Source organism: Candidatus Poriferisodalis sp. (assembly GCF_965221945.1).
Classification (GTDB): domain Bacteria; phylum Actinomycetota; class Acidimicrobiia; order Acidimicrobiales; family Poriferisodalaceae; genus Poriferisodalis.
Genome location: NZ_OZ244925.1, coordinates 2,294,732 through 2,312,422, shown reverse-complemented (window position 1 = coordinate 2,312,422; position 17,691 = coordinate 2,294,732). Strand labels below are relative to the sequence as shown.

Sequence of the window (17,691 nt, the reverse complement as noted above, 5' to 3'; positions counted from 1 at the left end):
CCTAAACATGCAGGTCAGACGTGGTGCAACATATTATCCCCCCGAATAATCGGTCAGATATACGTCGTGTCATGTCACCCCCTGTGAATATCCTGTGGCGCGTGGCTCCCGCAGAGCCGGGCGATGCGGCGTGACAATCGCCGCCACTCTCGACACAGGAACCGTGCAATGTCCACACTGACGATCGCTGGCCGCACCTTGGATGAACTGCCCACCTACGCGGCAGACCCCAACGAGATCGAGGTCGTTCATCTCACCGACGACGATGTGGGCAAGCTCGTGAGCGATGCTCTTGACGCCGCTGGCTGCACACGGGAGGAACTTGATCAGCAGGCCGCGTGTGGCGAGTTCATGAGTGAGCTTGCCCGACGCATGTGGTTCCTCGTCTCATCCTTTGACCCGCCCGCAGGGTGACCTTGAGCGGCAGGCCCGCGAATTCGCTGCGGAGATCACGGGGCTGCTGAACAAGACGGTCACACATGGAATCCGCTTGTCGTCCAAGATGGATCGGCATGGAAGCGCAATCGTCCGCTACTGGGGCAATAGTCCGAACGGTCTGGACGATCTCATCCCGCTTACGATTTCCCAGAAACCGGCCCGCCTCGGTCTGCGCATCCTCCACACTCTCACACTCGATGATGAGTCCAAGTACTTGCGGAACACTCAGAGCGCCTATGCGCTCGCCACCGCAGACGGAGAGGCAATTCTCACGTACGACTTCGTGCGGCCAGCCCCGAACGTGTACCCAGAGGCCCACCTGCACATCGACGGCGAATCGGCATCTCTCCAACGTCTGCTCGACCTGTCCGGCCAGACAGAAAGGACTGCCCGGCGACTCCACCTTCCAGTCGGCGGACGGCGTTTTCGGCCGTGCCTTGAAGACATCATCGAATTCTGCGTGTCCGAAGAGCTCGTTGATTACCACGCGGGATGGGAAGACGTGCTCAGCGAGGCACGGAGCCGTTTCCACCTTCGCCAACTGAAAGCTGCGGTACGACGTTGCCCCGAAGCAGCCGCTGAAGCACTCCAAGAGGCGGGCTGGGGCTAGCTGTCCGTACGCTGCGATGAGGACGCTGCGGGTCCTACTCTCTGTCGTGACGCCGTCGGGGGAGCCTGACGTACTTTGGTGACCCGGGTTTGGGTCAGTTGCCGTTGGTGGACCAGTGCCAGGGCTCGCTGGGCAGGTTGTGGAGGCCATACGTCTCTGCGTTGGCCTTCAGCCACCGGAATGCTGTCGATTTGCGGCTGCCGATCGAGCGGCCGTTGTGCCGGAAGTCGATGGCGAGGCCGCGCTCGTGCATGGATCGACCGGGCCGGGCGGTGGGCGGGCGGCACTGGTAGGCCGGTTTCTGGTAGATCGCCCACTGGCTTGTGCCGCAGTGCGCCCGGCGCAGCCGGATCTGATCCGAGGCGCTGCGATAGCCGCCGCCAGTCAGCCGGATCCCGTCGCGGGCAGCGTGCTCGACCAGGTCCTGCACCTTGTTTGCGATCGACTTGTGGACCTGAATGCCGCCGACCCATGTCAGGTCGCTGGCTGGAATGTTGTTGCTGGTGGGCTGCCCGACGGTGCCTTCGAGCTCCCGGCGCCTCCGCTCCTCCGCTTCGCGCCGACGTCGTTCGACTTCTGCTTTGCGACGTTTCAGCTCCGACTCGATGCGCCTTTGCCCGGAGATGGCACTGGCGACACGGTCCGCCGTCTCGGCGACGTCTGCAGCAGCGGCATCGTTCCACTCCTGCAGCGCCTGCTGCTCGTACAGCAAGTTCTCGAACTCGTGCTCGAGTTGCGCGAGCACGATCGCCTCTAGTTCCACGACGTCGAGCAGATCCTCCAGCGCCCGTTCGGACTCCACACGGCGGATGTCTCGAAGTTCCTCGGCGCGCTGGAATTCGCGCACTGCCAGCTCTGCATCGATCGTGAGCGCCCGCAACTGGTCAGCGGTCTCGTTCAGGTCGCCAAGCGCCGCGCCGATCAGCACGCGGATGCGGGCGGCGTCGTAAATGTCACCGGTGCGCACCAAGCCGTAGGAACCCTCGACCGAAGCGTCGTGCCCGATATAGGTCTGCACGATGAGATCGATGACCCGCTGGCCCAGCTCGTCGTGCTGGGCATCGAGCGAGATGACCCGCCCGACCGCAGCCTCCACCGACGCCTCGGCAGCAGCGAGGGCCAACTCGGCCCGGTCGAGATCGGCCCGCTGCTCGTTCACCAGCAACTTCAGCTGGTCGAAGGCCTCCAGGATCTCGTTGACATCAGCCTGCGCCAGGTCGACCTCGCCGATCTTCGCAAGCAGCTCCGCCTGGGCCTCGTCACGGATGCGTCGCTCTTCCGCCAGTTGGGCCTCCAGCTCCTTCTGCTGCTGTTCCAGCTGCTCCTGGCGCTTCTTCAGCTCAGCGTCAGAGGGCTGGGACTGCGCTCCCGTACCGGCGATCGGCACGACGCTGGCCACGAGGGCGAATGCGATTGCCACGACGAAGCGGCGTGACGCACCTCGGTGTGCAACCTTTCGGCGTGCCGATTGCGGGGGCGATTGCCGCCGTGAACCTCGCACCGGGGCGCGTCCTCGCTGAAGCCAGCCTGGGGCTGGCGACGTCGTCTGCCTGCGGTCGCCCGTGGTCATCGCACGCGACGACCGCGACCTTCGGCCCAAGGTACCGATGACCTGTCGGCTGTGGGTGTCGCCCTTCGAGATTCTCAGCCGCTTCTCACCACCGTCTTGGCAATGCTGTGGCTCATGGGCTGAGCAAACGAGTCCAGACCGGGCTGAGCGGGACTACTCGTCGATCACTCGATTGCGCAGAACGCCGATTCCGGGGACCTCGAAGGTGATCTCATCTCCCGCAACCAGCCAGCGCGGCGGCTCGTGCGACCCGCCGGTGCCTTCGGGTGAGCCTGTGGCAATGACGTCGCCAGGTTCGAGCGGCATCACCCTTGATATGTAAGCGATGATCTCGGCGACCGAGAAGATCATTTCGCTGACGCCGGCCCGCTGTCGTTCCTTGCCGTTCACACGGCAGATGACTTCCAGCGCCGCAGGGTCGGCGATCTCGTCAGCGGTGGTGATCCACGGACCCATGGAACCGGAGCGGAAGAAGTTCTTGCCTGCCGCCACGCTGTGGCGCTGCCAGTCGCGCACCGAGCCGTCATTCAGCACCGAGTAGCCACCGACGTGGTCGAGCGCGTCAGCGATGTCGATGTGACGGCCCGCCCGACCGATGATCACCGCCAGCTCCACCTCGTAGTCGAACTGGATCGACACCGACGGCCTGACGAGATTGTCGCCGTGGGCGACGAGGGTGCCGGGAGGCTTGTTGAAGTAGACCGGCTGCGCCGGGGCCTGCACGTTGCCGCCCAGCGGGTACTTCTTGTGATAGTTCGCCCCGGCACACAACATGCGGGCGCCGGGATCGATCGGGACGGCGAACGTGATGTCGTCCCAGGCGTGACCGACTGGTGCCTGTGCGAGAGCTGCCGGATCAGTCAGGGCGGCGGCGACCGCCTCTCCGATGGTGGTGATCGGCTCACCGCCCGCTTCGAGGCCGTCGAGTCGCGCTACGCCATCGGCGGTCGCCAGGCCAATGCGGGTGGAGCTTTCCTCGCCAATCCTGTAGCGCAGCAATCTCACGGCGCGTCACCGTAGTTGTTGGCTGCGCCGAAATCGGGGTCGTCGAACGTGGCGACGGCCCCCAGCAAGACTCAGTCGGTCGCCGTCCGGCGCAGCGGTTCGCCGCCGGCCGCCCGGATCGTGGTTTCGAAGCCGTCGAGGTCGGATCCGCTCACCTGTCCGATCCAAGGCTCGCCGACGCCCGTGTTGTCCACCGGCGGCTCGACGGTGACTTCCACCTGCGGGCTGTCCGTGCGCAGCACCAAGGTGGCGTCGGTACCGGTCTGCCAGCGGGCGACGATGACGGCCCGGCGGAAGCTGATGTCGGCCAGAACGAGCCCCTCGTCGGTGGCCGCCAGCAGGCGTAGCACGTTGAACAGCAGTTGGTGAGCGACCACCGCGGCCACAATCAGCAGCCAGCCGATGCCCCATGAAATCGCCAGGGCAGCGCCCACAGCGAAACCGGCAACTCGGACGGTCATGACGCGCCGGTGTGCCCGGGCGGTCTCGGCATCGGTGACCACCACCGCGCTGCGCACCCTCACGCCGGCCTCGCCGAGCAGCTCCACTGCTCGGGCGAGCGCCCGCTCTGGGGGACTCACGGCAGTTCCAGCGGCAGGTCGCCGAGGGGGATCAGGCCGCCGGCATCAGCGATCTGCTGGGCGACCGCCAGCAAGAGTTGCTCATTGCCGTGCCCGGCATGCAGCTGCACTCCCAGCGGCAGGCCGTCGGGGTCATGTGCAGTCGGCAGCGAGATGGCCGGCTGCCCGTTCACGTTCGCCTGGTTCACGAATGGCGCCAGGTCAGCGATGCGCCGGGCGCCGTCGAGCGGATCGGACAGGTAGCCGAGCGGCGGTGTGACATCAGCCAGCACGGGCGTGAGCAGCAGGTCCCAGCGATCGTCGCCCGGCGTCCCCGGTCGGCCGAACGGGCTGGGGTCCCAGAACGACATGACGCGCCTGCGCCAGCGGGCGAGCTCTTCGAGTGCCTGCACATAGGCGGAGGCGGGCAGCGACCTGCCCAGTTCGGCCGACCACCAATTGGCTGGCTCGATGTCGTCGGCGGTCATCGGGCGGCCGAGCCGTTCTGCCCACCCAGCAACCTCAGCGGCCATGCCGACGGTGCGCACCACGATCATCTGGTCCGCGATGTCAGGGCTGAACCAGCCGTCCGGCGCCGTGTCGGTCTCGATGCGATGGCCCAATCCGTCCAGCAGGCTTGCGACCTGCTCGGTGGCCCGCCGCACCGGTTCGCTCGCACGGTTCGGGATTCCTGTCGACACTGCGATGTGCAGCCGCGGCAACGGGGTCACCAGTGCGTTGGCGAAGGACGCACCCGGCTCCAGCGGGGGAGCGACATATGGATCCCCGGGTGCCGGGCGGCTGATGATATCGAGGCACCGCGCAGCGTCGCGCACCGTACGGGTGAGCATCCCGTCGACGGCGAAGCCGCCGCGGTGCTCGCCGAGACGTGGTGCGGTCGACACCCGTCCTCTGGTGGGCTTCAATCCCACGAGGCCGCATGCCGCGGCGGGAACACGGATCGAGCCGCCGCCGTCGTTGCCGTGCGCGACCGGCACGATGCCCGCTGCCACGGCGGCCGCCGAGCCGCCGCTGGAACCGCCCGGCGAGCGGGTCAGATCCCACGGGTTCGCCGTCGGGCCATAGGCGGCCGGCTCGGTGGTGATCGTGGTGCCGAACTCCGGCGTGTTCGTGCGCCCCACTGAGATCATGCCTGCGTCGCGCAGCAGTCGGTACAGGTGGCTGTCGAGCGTGCCGCGCCACTCCAGGTCGACGAGGAATCGTGCCCCGGCGTGATGGAATTCGCCCGCTTGCTCGCAGCCGAGGTCCTTGACTGCCATGGGCACGCCGTCGAGCGGCATGTCACCGTGATCGCTGGAAGCATCGCGCCGTTTCGCCCAGCGATGCGACGCCTCGGCAGCTTCGGCCAGCGACCGCTCGGGCCTCGGATGGATCACTGCGTTCAAGGCGGGATTCAGCCGCTCCAGCCGGTCGAGCGCAGCCTGCGTCGCCTCGACCGGATCTGTGTTGCCAGCTGCGAATGCCGCTGCCAGCGCCGTGGCGTCGTGGTCGCGGCGATCAGCAGGCATGTTGGCTGCGTCAGCCAGTCCCCGCCCACACGGGCGGGGTGCGGCCCGCCCATGGGGCCGCCAGCTCGAGCTGGCCGGCCAGCGACAGCAGCATCTCCTCGCTGGCATGTGGGCCCACGAATTGCACGCCCACCGGCAGGCCGCCCGCAGTCCAGTGCAGCGGCACCGACATCGCCGGCTGCCCGGCCACGTTCCACTGCGCCGTGAACTGCAGCAGGTCGTTCAGCCGGCCGCGGCCGGTCTCGGGGTTGCGCAGCTCGCCTAGCCGTGGGGGCGGCTCGGCCATGATCGGCGAGACCAGGACGTCATGGTCGCCCCACCATTCGGCCAGCCGCCGAGTCCACGCATGGCACCACTCGACGGCCGATACGTACTGCGCACCGGTCACCTTCCGGCCGATCTCCATCAGCGCCCAGGTGTCGCCTTCGGTGTCGACACGCGCCATGGGTCGGCCCACGGCGGCTTCGAAGCCGGCCAGCATTGCCACGTTGCATGCCGACACGATCGTGCGGAAGTGCTCGAAGAAGTCTTCATGGAACAGCTCGTCGGGTGCCGAGTAGTCGACCTGATGGCCGAGGCTCTCGAGCAACCACCCGGCGTCTTCGACTGCCTGACTGCACTCGGGATCCACCGGGCCCCACTCTGAGTGTGCGCACAGGCCTACCCGCAGCGTCCGCGGTTCGCGCCCCGCTGCGGACTCAAACGTGCCTGACGGCGGCGGTGCCCAGTAGGGATCGCCCGGCCACGGGCTGCTGATGCCGTCGAGCACGCGGGCGCTGTCGCGCACACTGCGGCTGACCACGCCGTCGACGGTGAACCCGGACCAGCCGTCGCCCGAATCGGGTCCCAGCGAGACCCGCCCCCGATTCGGCTTCAGCCCGAACAGCCCGCAGTTTGCAGCAGGCACGCGAATGGAGCCGCCCCCGTCGTTGGCGTGGGCGATGGGCACGATGCCCCCAGCAACCGCCCCGGCGGACCCGCCGCTGGACCCGCCCGTCGAATGACCGGTGTTCCAGGGGTTGGCGGTGGGGCCGTACGCGAGCGGTTCGGTGGTGATGGTCAGGCCGAACTCGGGCGTGTTCGTCCGTCCGAAGTTCACCAGGCCCAGTTCGGCGAACATGACGGCGAGGTGAGCGGTGCTCGATGCGGTGTGGCCGGCCTCTTTGAGTGCTGCGTTGCCGGCGTGGTAGGGCTGTCCCTCGGTTGTGCACGTCAGGTCTTTGGTGAGGAACGGGACACCTGCCAGAGAACTGCCCGCCTCGCCTGCGTCGCGTGCGGCATCGAGCCGTTCAGCCGCTCGGCGTGCGCTGTCGTCGAGTCTCCCGATGATGGCGTTGATCTCGGGGTTCACCCGGTCGGCCCGGGCGATGGCCTCGTCGAGCAATTCGACGGCTGAGGCCTTTCCCGAGGCGAACAGCTCGGCGGTGGCCACGCCGTCGGGCAGGTCTTCGGCTGGTGCGCCAGTAGATGTGCCAGTTGATGCGCCAGTGGGTGATGTCTCAGCCATGGGCGCAACGTAGTTCGGTTCGGTCTCGGGGTCACGAGACGCGGTGGCCGCGCCGAGGTGGCCGCGCCGAGGCAAGCGAGGCGATAGAACTTCTGTTCTCAGAACTCTTGTTCTGGGAACTTTTGTTCGTTAGTGTGGCGCCGTGGGTTTCACGAATCCGGGAATTTCCTGGCGGGAACTGGAGCGGCGGCTGTCCGACCGGCCACCACCCCACGGCCGGCCCAGTAAGGGCCGGCGCATTGAGCACAGTTATGGCAAGAGCGTCGCTGTCGACGGCGAGCGGTTCGAACTTGCCGCTCGGCCGCAAGCCCCGCCTTCGGTGGTGCCGTATGCGGAACTGCACGCTCACTCGAACTTCAGCTTCCTGGACGGGTCGTCGAGCCCGGCTGAGCTGGTGGACGAAGCAGTGCGGCTGGGGCTCGACGCGCTGGCGCTGACCGATCACAACGGGTTCTACGGCGTGGTGCGCTTCGCGGAAGCTGCCGCCGAGGCCGGACTGCCGACGGTGTTCGGTGCTGAGCTGACGCTCGACGCATACGGCGTCACTGAGTTGATGCCCGGCGCTCATGGCGCCGGCGAGCTGATGCCCGGCACTCAGCGCCGAGTACAGCCGCAGCGCACCGGGTGCGCCGACCCTGCGGGATCCCACGTGGTGGTGCTGGCGCGTTCGCCGTCCGGCTACGCCTCGCTGGGCGAGTTGATCTCGACAGCGCAGATGGCGGGCCGCAAGCACGCCCCGCGCCTCGACACGAGCGAGTTCCTGGCGGTCGCCGCGGCGCACCGCGACGAATGGGCGATCCTCACCGGGCACCGCAAGGGCACCGTCCCCGCAGCACTCATCGCTGAAGGGCCGCGCGCAGCAGCAGCCCAGCTTGACCGGCTCACGCAAGCAGCCGGCCGCCACAACGTCTTCGTCGAGCTGTGGGATCACGGCGACCCGCTCGACAGCGAGCGCAACGACGTATTGGCTTCGGTGGCCATCAGGGCCGGGGTCGAGCCGATCTGCACCAACGGTGTCCACTACGCCACTCCCACAGGGCGGCGGCTGGCCACCGCCGTGGCCGCCGTGCGTGCCCGGCGCAGCCTCGACGAGCTGGATGGATGGCTGCCGCCGTCGGCCACGGCGCACCTGCGATCCGGCGCCGAGCAGGCCCGCCGGTTCGCCCGCTGGCCGGGCGTGGTGGCCGCGGCCTCGCAGCTCGGCCGCGACTGCGCGTTCAGCCTGTCGCTGATAGCGCCGAACCTGCCGCCGTATCGGTGTCCCGACGGTCACGACGAGATGTCGTACCTGCGGCATCTCACCTCCCAAGGCGCACTGGAGCGCTACGGCCCCCCAGAGGCCGAACGGGTACCGGGCGCTTGGGCACAGATACGCCACGAGCTCGACCTCATCGACCATCTCGGCTTCGCCGGCTACTTCCTGGTCGTGTCCGACATCGTGTCGTTCTGCGGAAGCCGCGACATCTACTGCCAGGGCCGCGGCTCAGCCTCGAACTCAGCGGTCTGCTACGCGCTCGGCATCACCAATGTCGACTCGGTTGCGCTGGGGCTGCTGTTCGAGCGCTTCCTGTCGCCCGAGCGCGACGGGCCGCCCGACATCGACGTCGACATCGAGAGCGACCGCCGCGAGGAGGCCATCCAGTACGTGTACGAGCGATACGGCCGCGCTCACACAGCGCAGGTGGCGAACGTCATCACCTACCGGGCGCGCTCGTCGGTGCGTGACATGGCCCGAGCGCTGGGGTGGGAATCCGGCCAGGCCGATGCCTGGTCGAAATCGCTGGACCGGTACAGCCCGTTGCCTTCGGTGACCGGGCCCGACTCCCCTCAGCGCTCGGGCAATCGTCCGCGTGAGCGCGACTGGCGTGACGCGGGGCCCGAGCCAACAGTCGAACAGCCCAGTCGCAACGAGCCCAGTCGCAACGAGCCCAGTCGCAACGAGCCCAGTCGCAACGAGCCCAGCATTCCCGCCGACGTAGCAGAGCTGGCTGCCGCGCTCGAAGGAGCGCCGCGCCACTTGGGCATCCACTCAGGCGGCATGGTCATCTGCGACCGGCCGGTGACGCAGGTCTGTCCCACCGAATGGGCGACCATGGTCAACCGCTCGGTGCTGCAGTGGGACAAGGACGACTGCGCAGCGATCGGGCTGGTGAAGTTCGACCTGCTGGGGCTGGGGATGCTGTCGGCCCTGCACTACGCCGTCGACCTGATCGCCGACGCGCACGGCGTCGAGGTGGACCTCGGCAGGCTCCCGCAGGAAGACGAGGTGTACGACATGCTCTGCCGGGCCGACAGCATCGGCGTTTTCCAGGTGGAGTCACGTGCCCAGATGGCCACCTTGCCGCGGCTGCGCCCTCGCTGCTTCTACGACTTGGTGGTGGAGGTTGCGCTCATCCGCCCCGGCCCCATCCAGGGCGGCTCGGTGCACCCCTACATCCGGCGGCGCAACGGCACCGAGCCGGTCACTTACCTGCATCCCCTGCTCGAGAACTCGCTGGCCAAGACATTGGGCATCCCGCTGTTCCAGGAGCAGCTCATGCAGATGGCCATCGACGCTGCCGGGTTCACCGCGGCCGAAGCCGACAAGCTGCGCCAGGCCATGGGTGCCAAGCGGTCCCGCGAGCGGATGGGCCGCCTGCGTGAGCGCCTGTTCGAGGGCATGGCCGAACGGGGGCTGGTCGGCGACGTGGCCGAGCGGGTCTGGGAGAAGATGGTCGCCTTCGCCGACTACGGCTTCCCCGAGAGCCACTCGGTGTCGTTCGCCCATTTGGTGTACGCCTCGGCGTGGATCAAGCTGCACTATCCCGCAGCATTCTGCGCAGCGCTGCTGAATGCGCAGCCGATGGGGTTCTACTCACCACACTCGCTGTGCCAGGATGCTCGCCGCCACGGCGTGGTGGTGCACACGCCTTGCATCAACCTGTCTTCCGAGATGGCCACGCTGGAGCTGTGTGGTGTCTCTGCTGGGGGAGTGGCAGTCCGGCTAGGGCTGTCGTCGGTGCGGGGGGTGGGCGACGAGCTTGCCGAGCGGATTGCTGTCGGCGGTCCTTACCGCGATATGGAGGACCTGTGCCGCAGGACCGATGTGGGACTGCGGGCGCTGGAGGCGCTGGCCACCGCTGGAGCGTTCGACTGCTTTGGGCTGTCGCGGCGCGAAGCACTGTGGACGGCAGGGGCCGTGCATCAAGCACGTGCGGATCGGCTGCCTGGAGTTGTGACCGGGGCATCGCCGCCGCCGCTTGTGTCGATGTCGGGGATCGAGACCGCTGCTGCAGATCTGTGGGCGACAGGTGTTTCTCCCAACGGTCACCCCACGCGATTCCTGCGGGACGGGCTGTCAGCGGCAGGGATCCGCACGGCAGCGGAACTGCTCACGTGCCCACCGGGCAAGATCCGCGTCGCCGGTTTGGTCACGCACCGCCAGCGCCCCATGACGGCTGGGGGCACAACGTTTCTGAATCTTGAGGACGAGACAGGTCTGGTGAATGTAGTGGTATCGAAAGGATGCTGGATGCGGTACCGCTCGGTGGTGAGGGACCTACCCGCGCTGGTGGCGTCAGGCCGTCTCGAGCGTCATGAGGGTGTGGCGAACGTGATCGCCGAGAGGTTCGAAGCGCTCGATGTGGCTGCTTCGGTAGCAAGCCGCGACTTCCGCTAGTTCGCAGACCGAGCAATCACAGTACGCGGAAATTGGACGCTTGCTCTGTCTCACCCCTTCCTACAGTGGCGAGCTTGTGTGGGAAGTGCTCGACACCCAGGAATACCGGGAATGGCGCGCTTCCCTCTCTGATCGGGACAAGGCGCGTCTCGTGCGCTTGCAGCAGCGCCTCGCCACGGACGGACCGCGGCTCGGCCGACCCCATGTTGACTCAGTATCTGGTTCGAAGCATTCCAACATGAAGGAGTTGCGTCCTTCCCCGACTCTCCGAGGGTTCTTCGCCTTCGATTCCGAGCGGAGGGCGATTCTGCTCTGCGGGGGCGACAAGGCAGGTATCGGCGGGCGCTCTTGGTACAACAAGATGGTCCGCCAGGCCGACGCTTTGTTCGACAGGCACTTGACCACAAGCTCATGAAGCGGATACGCGCAACGCCCTACGACGGCCCTCGGCGCTAGCGTGAACGTGATGGCATTGTTCCGCCGACGTCAACCGCTCGATCTCCGTCCCACGACGGAATGGAACGAGAAGTTCATTCGAGAGCATCCCAATGCCGACCAGCTGTTGGTGGAGGCCGACGACTATTTGGCCCAAGGCGAAGCGGAATATGAGCGAGAATCGGAGAGCCGAGCCGAAGCCGAGGCGGCACCGATAGCTGCAGCTCGCAACGACTGACAGCCGTCGGGCAGGTCAGCCGAGCGGTCGGCCGAAGGGCAGCTCTTCCTGCCAGGTCGTCAGGAACGCCTCAGCCCTGTAACACGCGGCCATGAACGGGCCGTCGTCATGGCTGGCGGTCTCCGACATGATCGCATTGACGGTGTCAGCCGTAGCGGCACGCAGGTCCTCATGTGTGAGCGCGGGGTCAGCCCACCACCCCAGCGCCGGCCCGACGGCGGCAACGAAGTCAGCAGCGACCGGGGTGCCAGCGGCGCGCAGCACTGCCAGCGCCTTCGACGACACCGCTGCGGCCGAGAACGCGACCACCGGTGTGGCGCCCGCCGTCGATGCGCCGTCGCCAGACATGGCCGCAGGCTTCGAGCCGCAGAACAGCACGTCGACGTCGTCCTTCCAGACTGTCCACGGCTTTGCCGGCTCGCCATTGCCCGACAGCGTGGCCACGCACATCTCGCCGTCGGCCAGCCAGGCCTCGGCGAGCGTTACCGGGTCGAGTTGGCCGTTCGCACACCCCTTCGCCGTGGCGACACGGACGATGATGGCACCGGCGGCCGCGGCTTCGCGTGCGATGCCGACTCCTGTGGGGCCGAATCCCTCGATGGCGATGCGCTTGCCGTCGAGGCCGTCTACGAGGCTGGCTGCCGCCGAAGTGGTGCCGACTCCGATGAGCTCGCTGTTGAACGAGATGCCGTCGCGGTCGTCGTTGCCGATGAGATTGCGCTGGTCGTGCGCGAGCACCGGTGCCAGCAGCTCGGCATCAAGCCGCAGACCCGGCCCGGTCGAGAGTTTGCCGCTGGTGAAATCGTCGGCCAGCTCGGTCGCCAGAGCCTCGACGGCGCTGGCGGCGTCGGACGGGTCGGATTTCAAGCCGACGCTGGCGCCGCTGCGCTGTTGCTCGAGGGTGGCGAATACGTAGGTGATGTGCCGCACCAGCATCGTCGCGTTGCCGGGGATGAGGCGGCTGCCGAGGCGGGTCTCCCCGACGTAGTGCTGAGCGCCGGGCAGGTCATAGAGGACGAAGCCGGGTGTCGATTCGAGCTGGCGGGTCTCCACGGGCCAAGTCTGCCATCGGTCGTCCATCAACCCCCGGGCTCCCGTCTCTCGTCCGAGTCGGGCGCCGTCGATGTGGTGCCTAGCCTTGTCGGCTATGCGGCGAGCCTTGATCGGTCTGTGTGCGGTGGCGTTGGCAGCGGCCTGCGGTGGTGGAGAGCCGGCGTTACCCGCTGACACGGCTGCTGGAGCCACGAGCGCACCAGCCACGTCCGCGGCCACGACGTCTGTGGAAGACACGGCATCTGTGGAAGAAACGACACCAGGTCCGACGCAAGTGTCCGGCACCGCGCTGCCGAAGTTCGACCAACTGGAGGACGACCCCGCCGTCGGCCGCACACCGCCGGTCGTGGTTGGCACCGACCTGCTCACCGGCGAAGCAGTGCGTATCGAGAGCCAGGGGCGTCCGATCGTCATCGCCTTCTACGCCCACTGGTGCCCGCACTGCCAGGCCGAGGTGGCCGATCTCACGGAGTGGCTGGAGACAAACGAGTTGCCCGCCGGTGTGGATTTCTTCGCAGTCTCTGTGCTCGAAGACTCCACACGCGGCAATCATCCGCCGGAGAAATGGCTGCGCGACAAAGGCTGGCAGCACCCTGTCATGGCCGACACGTCGGCGCTGTCGGTCGTTGATGCATTCGGCCTGGCGTCGGTGCCGTACCTCGTGGCCGTCAATGCGGATAACGCTGTGGTGTTGCGGTTCGCCGGCAATGTCGGGCCGACCGAACTCGCCGCCTTCTTTGCGACCCTGCTCGAACCTTCCGGCTGATTCTCGCTCGACCGCTCATCCCGAACCGACCGCGAGTTCCCGGGGCCGGGATCACATCTCGCGCGTCGGGTCCTGCGGCTGCCACCCTTTGGCGTATGGCCGAGGGCGATTCCGCGTCGCGCCGCGCCCCGAGGCGCACGAGCAGGCAGACCCGGCGCGCCGCTGCGGGGGCCGGCCGTGGTCTGCTGCGCCCGAGCCGTAAGAGGGCGCGTCGAGCGCCGCGGATTGCACAGACTCATCGGCTGCGCCGGGAGAGTGCCCGGTTCGGCCGCGAGAGCGCTCGGTTCATCGGTCGTGCCGGAGCGCTCGGACAATCCAGGGTGCTCCAGCCGGTGGGCAAGCTGCACCCGTTGGGCTTCCTGCGCGGTCTGCTCGGCCCTGACGTCACCGGCGCCCGCCAGAGCCTCACCGCGTTGGCCGTCAGCAGCCTGACTGCCACCGCAGCCGGCGTGTTGTTGGCGGCGGTCACCGGCACGCTCGAGCGCCTGCCGGGTTTGCTCGTGCTGGTACCTGCTGCCATCGGCATGCGCGGTGACATTTTCGGCGCGCTCGGCAGCCGGCTCGCCACGACAATTCACGCCGGCACCTTCCGCTCCACGGCTCGCAGCGACACCATCGTCGGCCAGAACGTCATTGCCGCGGCCGTGCTGACGCTGGTGACGGCCGTGACGCTCGGCGTGATGACCAAGGTGCTGGCGCCGGTCTTCGGGCTGTCGAACATCATCGGCATCACCGATCTCATCGTGGTGTCGGTCGTCGGGGCCGAGCTGGCATCGGTTGTCGTGCTCGTTGTCACGCTGGGGCTCGCAGCGAGCTCCACGCGGCGCGGGTGGGATCTCGACAACGTCAGCGCCCCGCTCATCTCCGCCGTGGGCGACGTCGTCACGCTGCCGGCACTGTTCTTGGCCAGCTACCTGGTGGGAACCACCGCCCTGACACCACTCATTGCGGTAGCCAGCGTCATCGGGGCCGTCGCCGCAATGGTGTGGGCGTGGCGGTCAGGACTGGAACAGCTCTGGGCGATCCTGCGCGAGTCGGTACCCGTTCTGAGCGTCGGCGGCCTAGTGCTCATCGTGGCGGGCGTCGTGATTGAGCACCGCCTCGAGGATTTCGTGGAAAAGCGGGCGGTGCTCATCCTGGTGCCCGCTTGCCTCGCAGCTGCGGGCGCCATCGGCGGCATCCTGTCGAGCCGCCTGTCGAGCAAGCTGCATCTCGGCGTCATCGAGCCCCGAGCGCTGCCGCAGCGAGGTGCCCGCCTCGACATCCTGTTCGCCTTCACCCTCACCGTTCCGGTATTTGTGCTGAACGGCGTACTCGCCAACGTCTTTGCCTTTGTGTTCTCGATGTCGTCGCCAGGCCTGTTTCGGCTCGTGGCCATCTCGCTGATCGGCGGAATGATCGCCACGGCGCTGGCGGGTGCAATCGCCTACTACGGCACAGTCCTCGCCACGCGCATCGGCGTGGACCCAGACACCTACGGCATCCCGCTCGTGAACAGCACGGTCGACCTGGCCGGTGCCGCAGCACTTGTGCTGGCCGTCAGTTGGGTCGGCCTGTCATGACAGGCGAGATGCGAGCGGCTGTCATGACAGGCCAAGTGCGACTGCCTGTCGTGAATAAACGCCTTCCCCGCCCCCGTGCCGCTGTGCCTACGCTGTGGGCAGCGGCGCAATCGTGTCCCCAAGTTGAACGGAGCTCGTCGCGCTGCCTGCTGACGATCTGAAATGCGATCAGACCCTGAAGACAAACCTCGAAATCTGAAGTCCATGCTCTCGGAGGCCAAGGACGCCTCCGAGCTCATGGTCGATCTGGCCTACGCCGCGCTCTACTTCGACGACGAGGGCATGGCCGATGCCGTGCTGGGCCTCGAAGAAAACATGTCCAACCTCGTGCACGAGATGCGATCGCTGGCGATGCTGGCCGTGCGGCATCCGCGCGAGGTTGACGGCATGAGCTCGGTGCTGCAGGTGGTGTCGTCCATCGAGCAGATCGCGAACGCTGCCGTCGACATCGCCAAGATCGTGTTGCACCACCTGGGCATTCCCCGGGGGCTCATCGTGGATCTGGCACAGGCCGTCGAAGTCTCGCACCGGCTCGTGGTGGCCGAGGGCAGCCATCTAGCGAACCGGCCGCTGCGCGACATGGAGCTGCCCGTGGCAGTCGGCATGCGCGTGGTTGCCATCCAGCGCGGGCGCCACTGGCTGACCGATGTGGGCGGCGACAGCATCATCGAACCGGGGGATGTGCTGTTCATGCGCGGCGATCCGGCGGGCATCGTGCGTTTACGCGAGCTGGCGGCCATGGAGCGCTGGAACCCGCCTGAGCCCGACGCGGCGCCGGTGCTTAGCGATCTCGACCGGGCCGTGGACACGCTCGTCGAGATGAAGAACCTGTCCGAAGCGGCCATCGGGCTGGCCTATTCAGCGCTGGTGCTGGATGACCTGTCTCTCGCCCGCGAGGTGCGATCTATGCAAGAGCGACTCGATGGCATGAAGGTCTCCATGCAGACCTGGGTGCTGCGCGCAGCTGCGGACATAGCCCACCCGGCAGAGGCCGACCCTGCGGGACTGCGCGGCCTGCTGCACGTCGCTGAGGCTGCCGAGGACATCGGCGATCAGGCCCGCAACATCGTGTCCCTCGTGCTCGAAGACGAGGACATACACCCGGTGCTGGCGCTTGCGCTCGGCGACACCGACGATGTCGTTGTCCAGGTGCCGGTGGCACCCGCGTCCGAGGCCGACGATTCGACGCTTGGGTCGCTCGGGCTGGCGGTGGACCCCGGTTATCACGTGCTGGCCATCCGCCGCGCCGCCAGCTACATCTACAACCCGCCCCGCACGGTGCGGCTGTGGGTGGGCGACGAGCTGATCGCGTCGGGTCCCGAGGAGGGGCGCGATCGTCTTGCTGCAATCTGCGGCTACTCCATGGACATCGATGAGGAAACCGGCCACGTGGAGCTGACCCCGGTAGGTCTTCCGCTGAGATCTTGACCGGCGGCATCCGACGGAGGGTCGGAACTGAGCTGACCCCGGTAGGTCTTCCGCTGAGATCTTGACCGGCGGCATCCGACGGGGGGTCGGAACTGAGCTGACACCGATAAATTGACCGCCGATGTCTGCGGACTCTGGACTGTCAATTCTCGCGGTGCATGCCCACCCTGACGACGAAGCGTCAAAGGGGGCGGGCACCGTCCGCCGGTACGCCGATGAGGGCATCCGCACGACGCTCGTGTGCTGCACCGGCGGCGAAGAGGGCGAAATCCTGAACCCGGCCATGGACCGGCCCGAAGTCACCGAGAACCTGGCCGAGATCCGGCGAGGGGAGCTCGACGCCTCAGCGACCGAGATCGGTTACGACCAGGCGGTCATGCTCGGCTACCGCGATTCGGGTATGCCCGACACCGAAGCCAACGCTCACCCTGACGCCTTTGCCAACGCCGACCTCGACGAGGCAGTCGCCAGGCTGGTGACGGTGATCCGGCGAGTTCGCCCGCAGGTCATCTTGACCTACCCGCTGGTGCAGTCCCGCTACCCGCACCCCGACCACCTGCAGGTCACGGCCATTTGTATTCCGGCGTTCGCCCACGCCGGCGAGCCCGCCTGGCGCCCCGAGTGCGGACCGCCCTTCACGCCAATGAAGATGTATGCGCCGGTGTGGTCCCACAAGCGCATGCGCCTCATCCATCAAGCCTTCTTGGACTTGAACCTTGAATCGCCCTTCGACGAGAAGTGGCTGGGGCGGCCCAGCCGCGACGACCGCATCACCGCAGTCGTCGAGGTCAACAACGCCGTGCGGCGCAAGGCGCTGCTGGCCCATGCCACCCAGGTCGATCCCAACTCACCGTTCTGGTTCGGCTTGCCCGACGACGTGGCCGACTCCGTCCATCCCTATGAGGAGTACATGCTGCTCGAGTCGCGCATCTCGACCGAGCCCATGGAGAACGACCTGTTCGCCGGGCTGCGCCGGTGAGCTTCCTCGACGAGGAGTTCTTGACGAGCTGGGCCGCAGCCGGCCACGAGCCGCTCGGCGGCGTGTCGGGCACCGTGGTGATGAAGACCGCCGGCGGTCCCGACGGCAAGGTGAGCGCCAGCTTGACCTTCGAATCCGGTGTCCTGACCGCTGCTGCTCCTGGCACCACCCGGGGCGCCGATCTGACCCTCGAAGCCCCCTGGCAGCTCGCCGCCGACATGGTCTGCGGCGACGCCGACCCCGCCCAGCACTACATGGCGGGCGATCTCAAGGTTTCCGGCGACATGGCCCTCTGGCTGGAGCTGCTGCCGGCCTGGCGTAACGCTGGCTCGCTTGCAGCGCCCCACTGATTC

At 67.3% G+C, this 17,691-nt stretch carries 16 protein-coding genes; 10 read left to right on the top strand and 6 right to left on the bottom strand.

Annotated elements, in window-relative coordinates; translation table 11 throughout:
* The first annotated feature begins 168 nt into the window (after positions 1-168).
* Together ACOQPH_RS10745 and ACOQPH_RS10740 are read left to right on the top strand one after the other, a co-directional pair.
* Positions 169-414 (top strand): hypothetical protein, encoded by a 246-nt coding sequence (locus tag ACOQPH_RS10745; RefSeq protein ID WP_419553968.1) that lies wholly within the window; start codon positions 169-171, stop codon positions 412-414.
* Positions 395-1,048 carry a hypothetical protein gene (locus ACOQPH_RS10740; protein ID WP_420621390.1) on the top strand — a complete coding sequence of 218 codons (654 nt, stop codon included), beginning with the start codon at positions 395-397 and terminating at the stop codon, positions 1,046-1,048. Before ACOQPH_RS10745 ends, ACOQPH_RS10740 begins: the two co-directional genes overlap by 20 nt.
* A 94-nt stretch (positions 1,049-1,142) precedes the next feature.
* On the opposite strand, the gene ACOQPH_RS10735 is transcribed toward ACOQPH_RS10740, so the two are convergent.
* The 5 genes from ACOQPH_RS10735 to ACOQPH_RS10715 form a co-directional block, all read right to left on the bottom strand.
* Positions 1,143-2,468, bottom strand: coding sequence for a D-alanyl-D-alanine carboxypeptidase family protein (locus ACOQPH_RS10735; RefSeq protein ID WP_420621389.1), 1,326 nt, complete (start codon positions 2,466-2,468; stop codon positions 1,143-1,145).
* A gap of 303 nt (positions 2,469-2,771) precedes the next feature.
* Positions 2,772-3,623 carry a fumarylacetoacetate hydrolase family protein gene (locus ACOQPH_RS10730; RefSeq protein WP_420621388.1) on the bottom strand — a complete coding sequence of 284 codons (852 nt, stop codon included), beginning with the start codon at positions 3,621-3,623 and terminating at the stop codon, positions 2,772-2,774.
* A 71-nt stretch (positions 3,624-3,694) separates the two neighbouring features.
* Entirely contained in the window at positions 3,695-4,204 is a 510-nt protein-coding gene (locus ACOQPH_RS10725; RefSeq protein WP_420621387.1) for a hypothetical protein, read from the bottom strand.
* A complete protein-coding gene (locus ACOQPH_RS10720) occupies positions 4,201-5,712 on the bottom strand; it encodes an amidase (protein ID WP_420621386.1) in 1,512 nt (503 codons plus the stop codon). Before ACOQPH_RS10720 ends, ACOQPH_RS10725 begins: the two co-directional genes overlap by 4 nt.
* Before the next feature lie 10 nt (positions 5,713-5,722).
* Entirely contained in the window at positions 5,723-7,219 is a 1,497-nt protein-coding gene (locus ACOQPH_RS10715; RefSeq protein ID WP_420621385.1) for an amidase, read from the bottom strand.
* A gap of 142 nt (positions 7,220-7,361) precedes the next feature.
* Between ACOQPH_RS10715 and ACOQPH_RS10710 the strand changes: the two genes are divergently transcribed.
* The 3 genes from ACOQPH_RS10710 to ACOQPH_RS10700 all read left to right on the top strand — a co-directional run bounded on the left by ACOQPH_RS10710 (position 7,362) and on the right by ACOQPH_RS10700 (position 11,550).
* On the top strand, positions 7,362-10,877 hold the full coding sequence (locus tag ACOQPH_RS10710; protein ID WP_420621384.1) for an error-prone DNA polymerase: 3,516 nt from the start codon (positions 7,362-7,364) through the stop codon (positions 10,875-10,877).
* Between the two features lie 76 nt (positions 10,878-10,953).
* Positions 10,954-11,292, top strand: coding sequence for a type II toxin-antitoxin system RelE/ParE family toxin (locus tag ACOQPH_RS10705; RefSeq protein WP_420621383.1), 339 nt, complete (start codon positions 10,954-10,956; stop codon positions 11,290-11,292).
* Between the two features lie 51 nt (positions 11,293-11,343).
* Positions 11,344-11,550 carry a hypothetical protein gene (locus ACOQPH_RS10700; protein ID WP_420621382.1) on the top strand — a complete coding sequence of 69 codons (207 nt, stop codon included), beginning with the start codon at positions 11,344-11,346 and terminating at the stop codon, positions 11,548-11,550.
* Between the two features lie 15 nt (positions 11,551-11,565).
* On the opposite strand, the gene ACOQPH_RS10695 is transcribed toward ACOQPH_RS10700, so the two are convergent.
* Entirely contained in the window at positions 11,566-12,603 is a 1,038-nt protein-coding gene (locus ACOQPH_RS10695; protein WP_420621381.1) for a hypothetical protein, read from the bottom strand.
* 94 nt (positions 12,604-12,697) lie between these two features.
* Here ACOQPH_RS10695 and ACOQPH_RS10690 point away from each other — a divergent pair, with 94 nt between their 5' ends.
* The 5 genes from ACOQPH_RS10690 to ACOQPH_RS10670 all read left to right on the top strand — a co-directional run bounded on the left by ACOQPH_RS10690 (position 12,698) and on the right by ACOQPH_RS10670 (position 17,688).
* Positions 12,698-13,369, top strand: a complete 672-nt coding sequence (locus tag ACOQPH_RS10690; RefSeq protein WP_420621380.1) for a TlpA family protein disulfide reductase — start codon at positions 12,698-12,700, stop codon at positions 13,367-13,369.
* 320 nt (positions 13,370-13,689) lie between these two features.
* Positions 13,690-14,931 (top strand): magnesium transporter, encoded by a 1,242-nt coding sequence (locus tag ACOQPH_RS10685; RefSeq protein ID WP_420621379.1) that lies wholly within the window; start codon positions 13,690-13,692, stop codon positions 14,929-14,931.
* 204 nt (positions 14,932-15,135) lie between these two features.
* Positions 15,136-16,359, top strand: coding sequence for a potassium channel family protein (locus ACOQPH_RS10680; protein ID WP_420621378.1), 1,224 nt, complete (start codon positions 15,136-15,138; stop codon positions 16,357-16,359).
* 121 nt (positions 16,360-16,480) lie between these two features.
* Positions 16,481-17,338, top strand: a complete 858-nt coding sequence (locus ACOQPH_RS10675; RefSeq protein ID WP_420621377.1) for a PIG-L family deacetylase — start codon at positions 16,481-16,483, stop codon at positions 17,336-17,338.
* Complete coding sequence (locus tag ACOQPH_RS10670) at positions 17,335-17,688, top strand: SCP2 sterol-binding domain-containing protein (protein ID WP_420621376.1); 354 nt, start codon at positions 17,335-17,337, stop codon at positions 17,686-17,688. Before ACOQPH_RS10675 ends, ACOQPH_RS10670 begins: the two co-directional genes overlap by 4 nt.
* Positions 17,689-17,691: the final 3 nt, after the last annotated feature.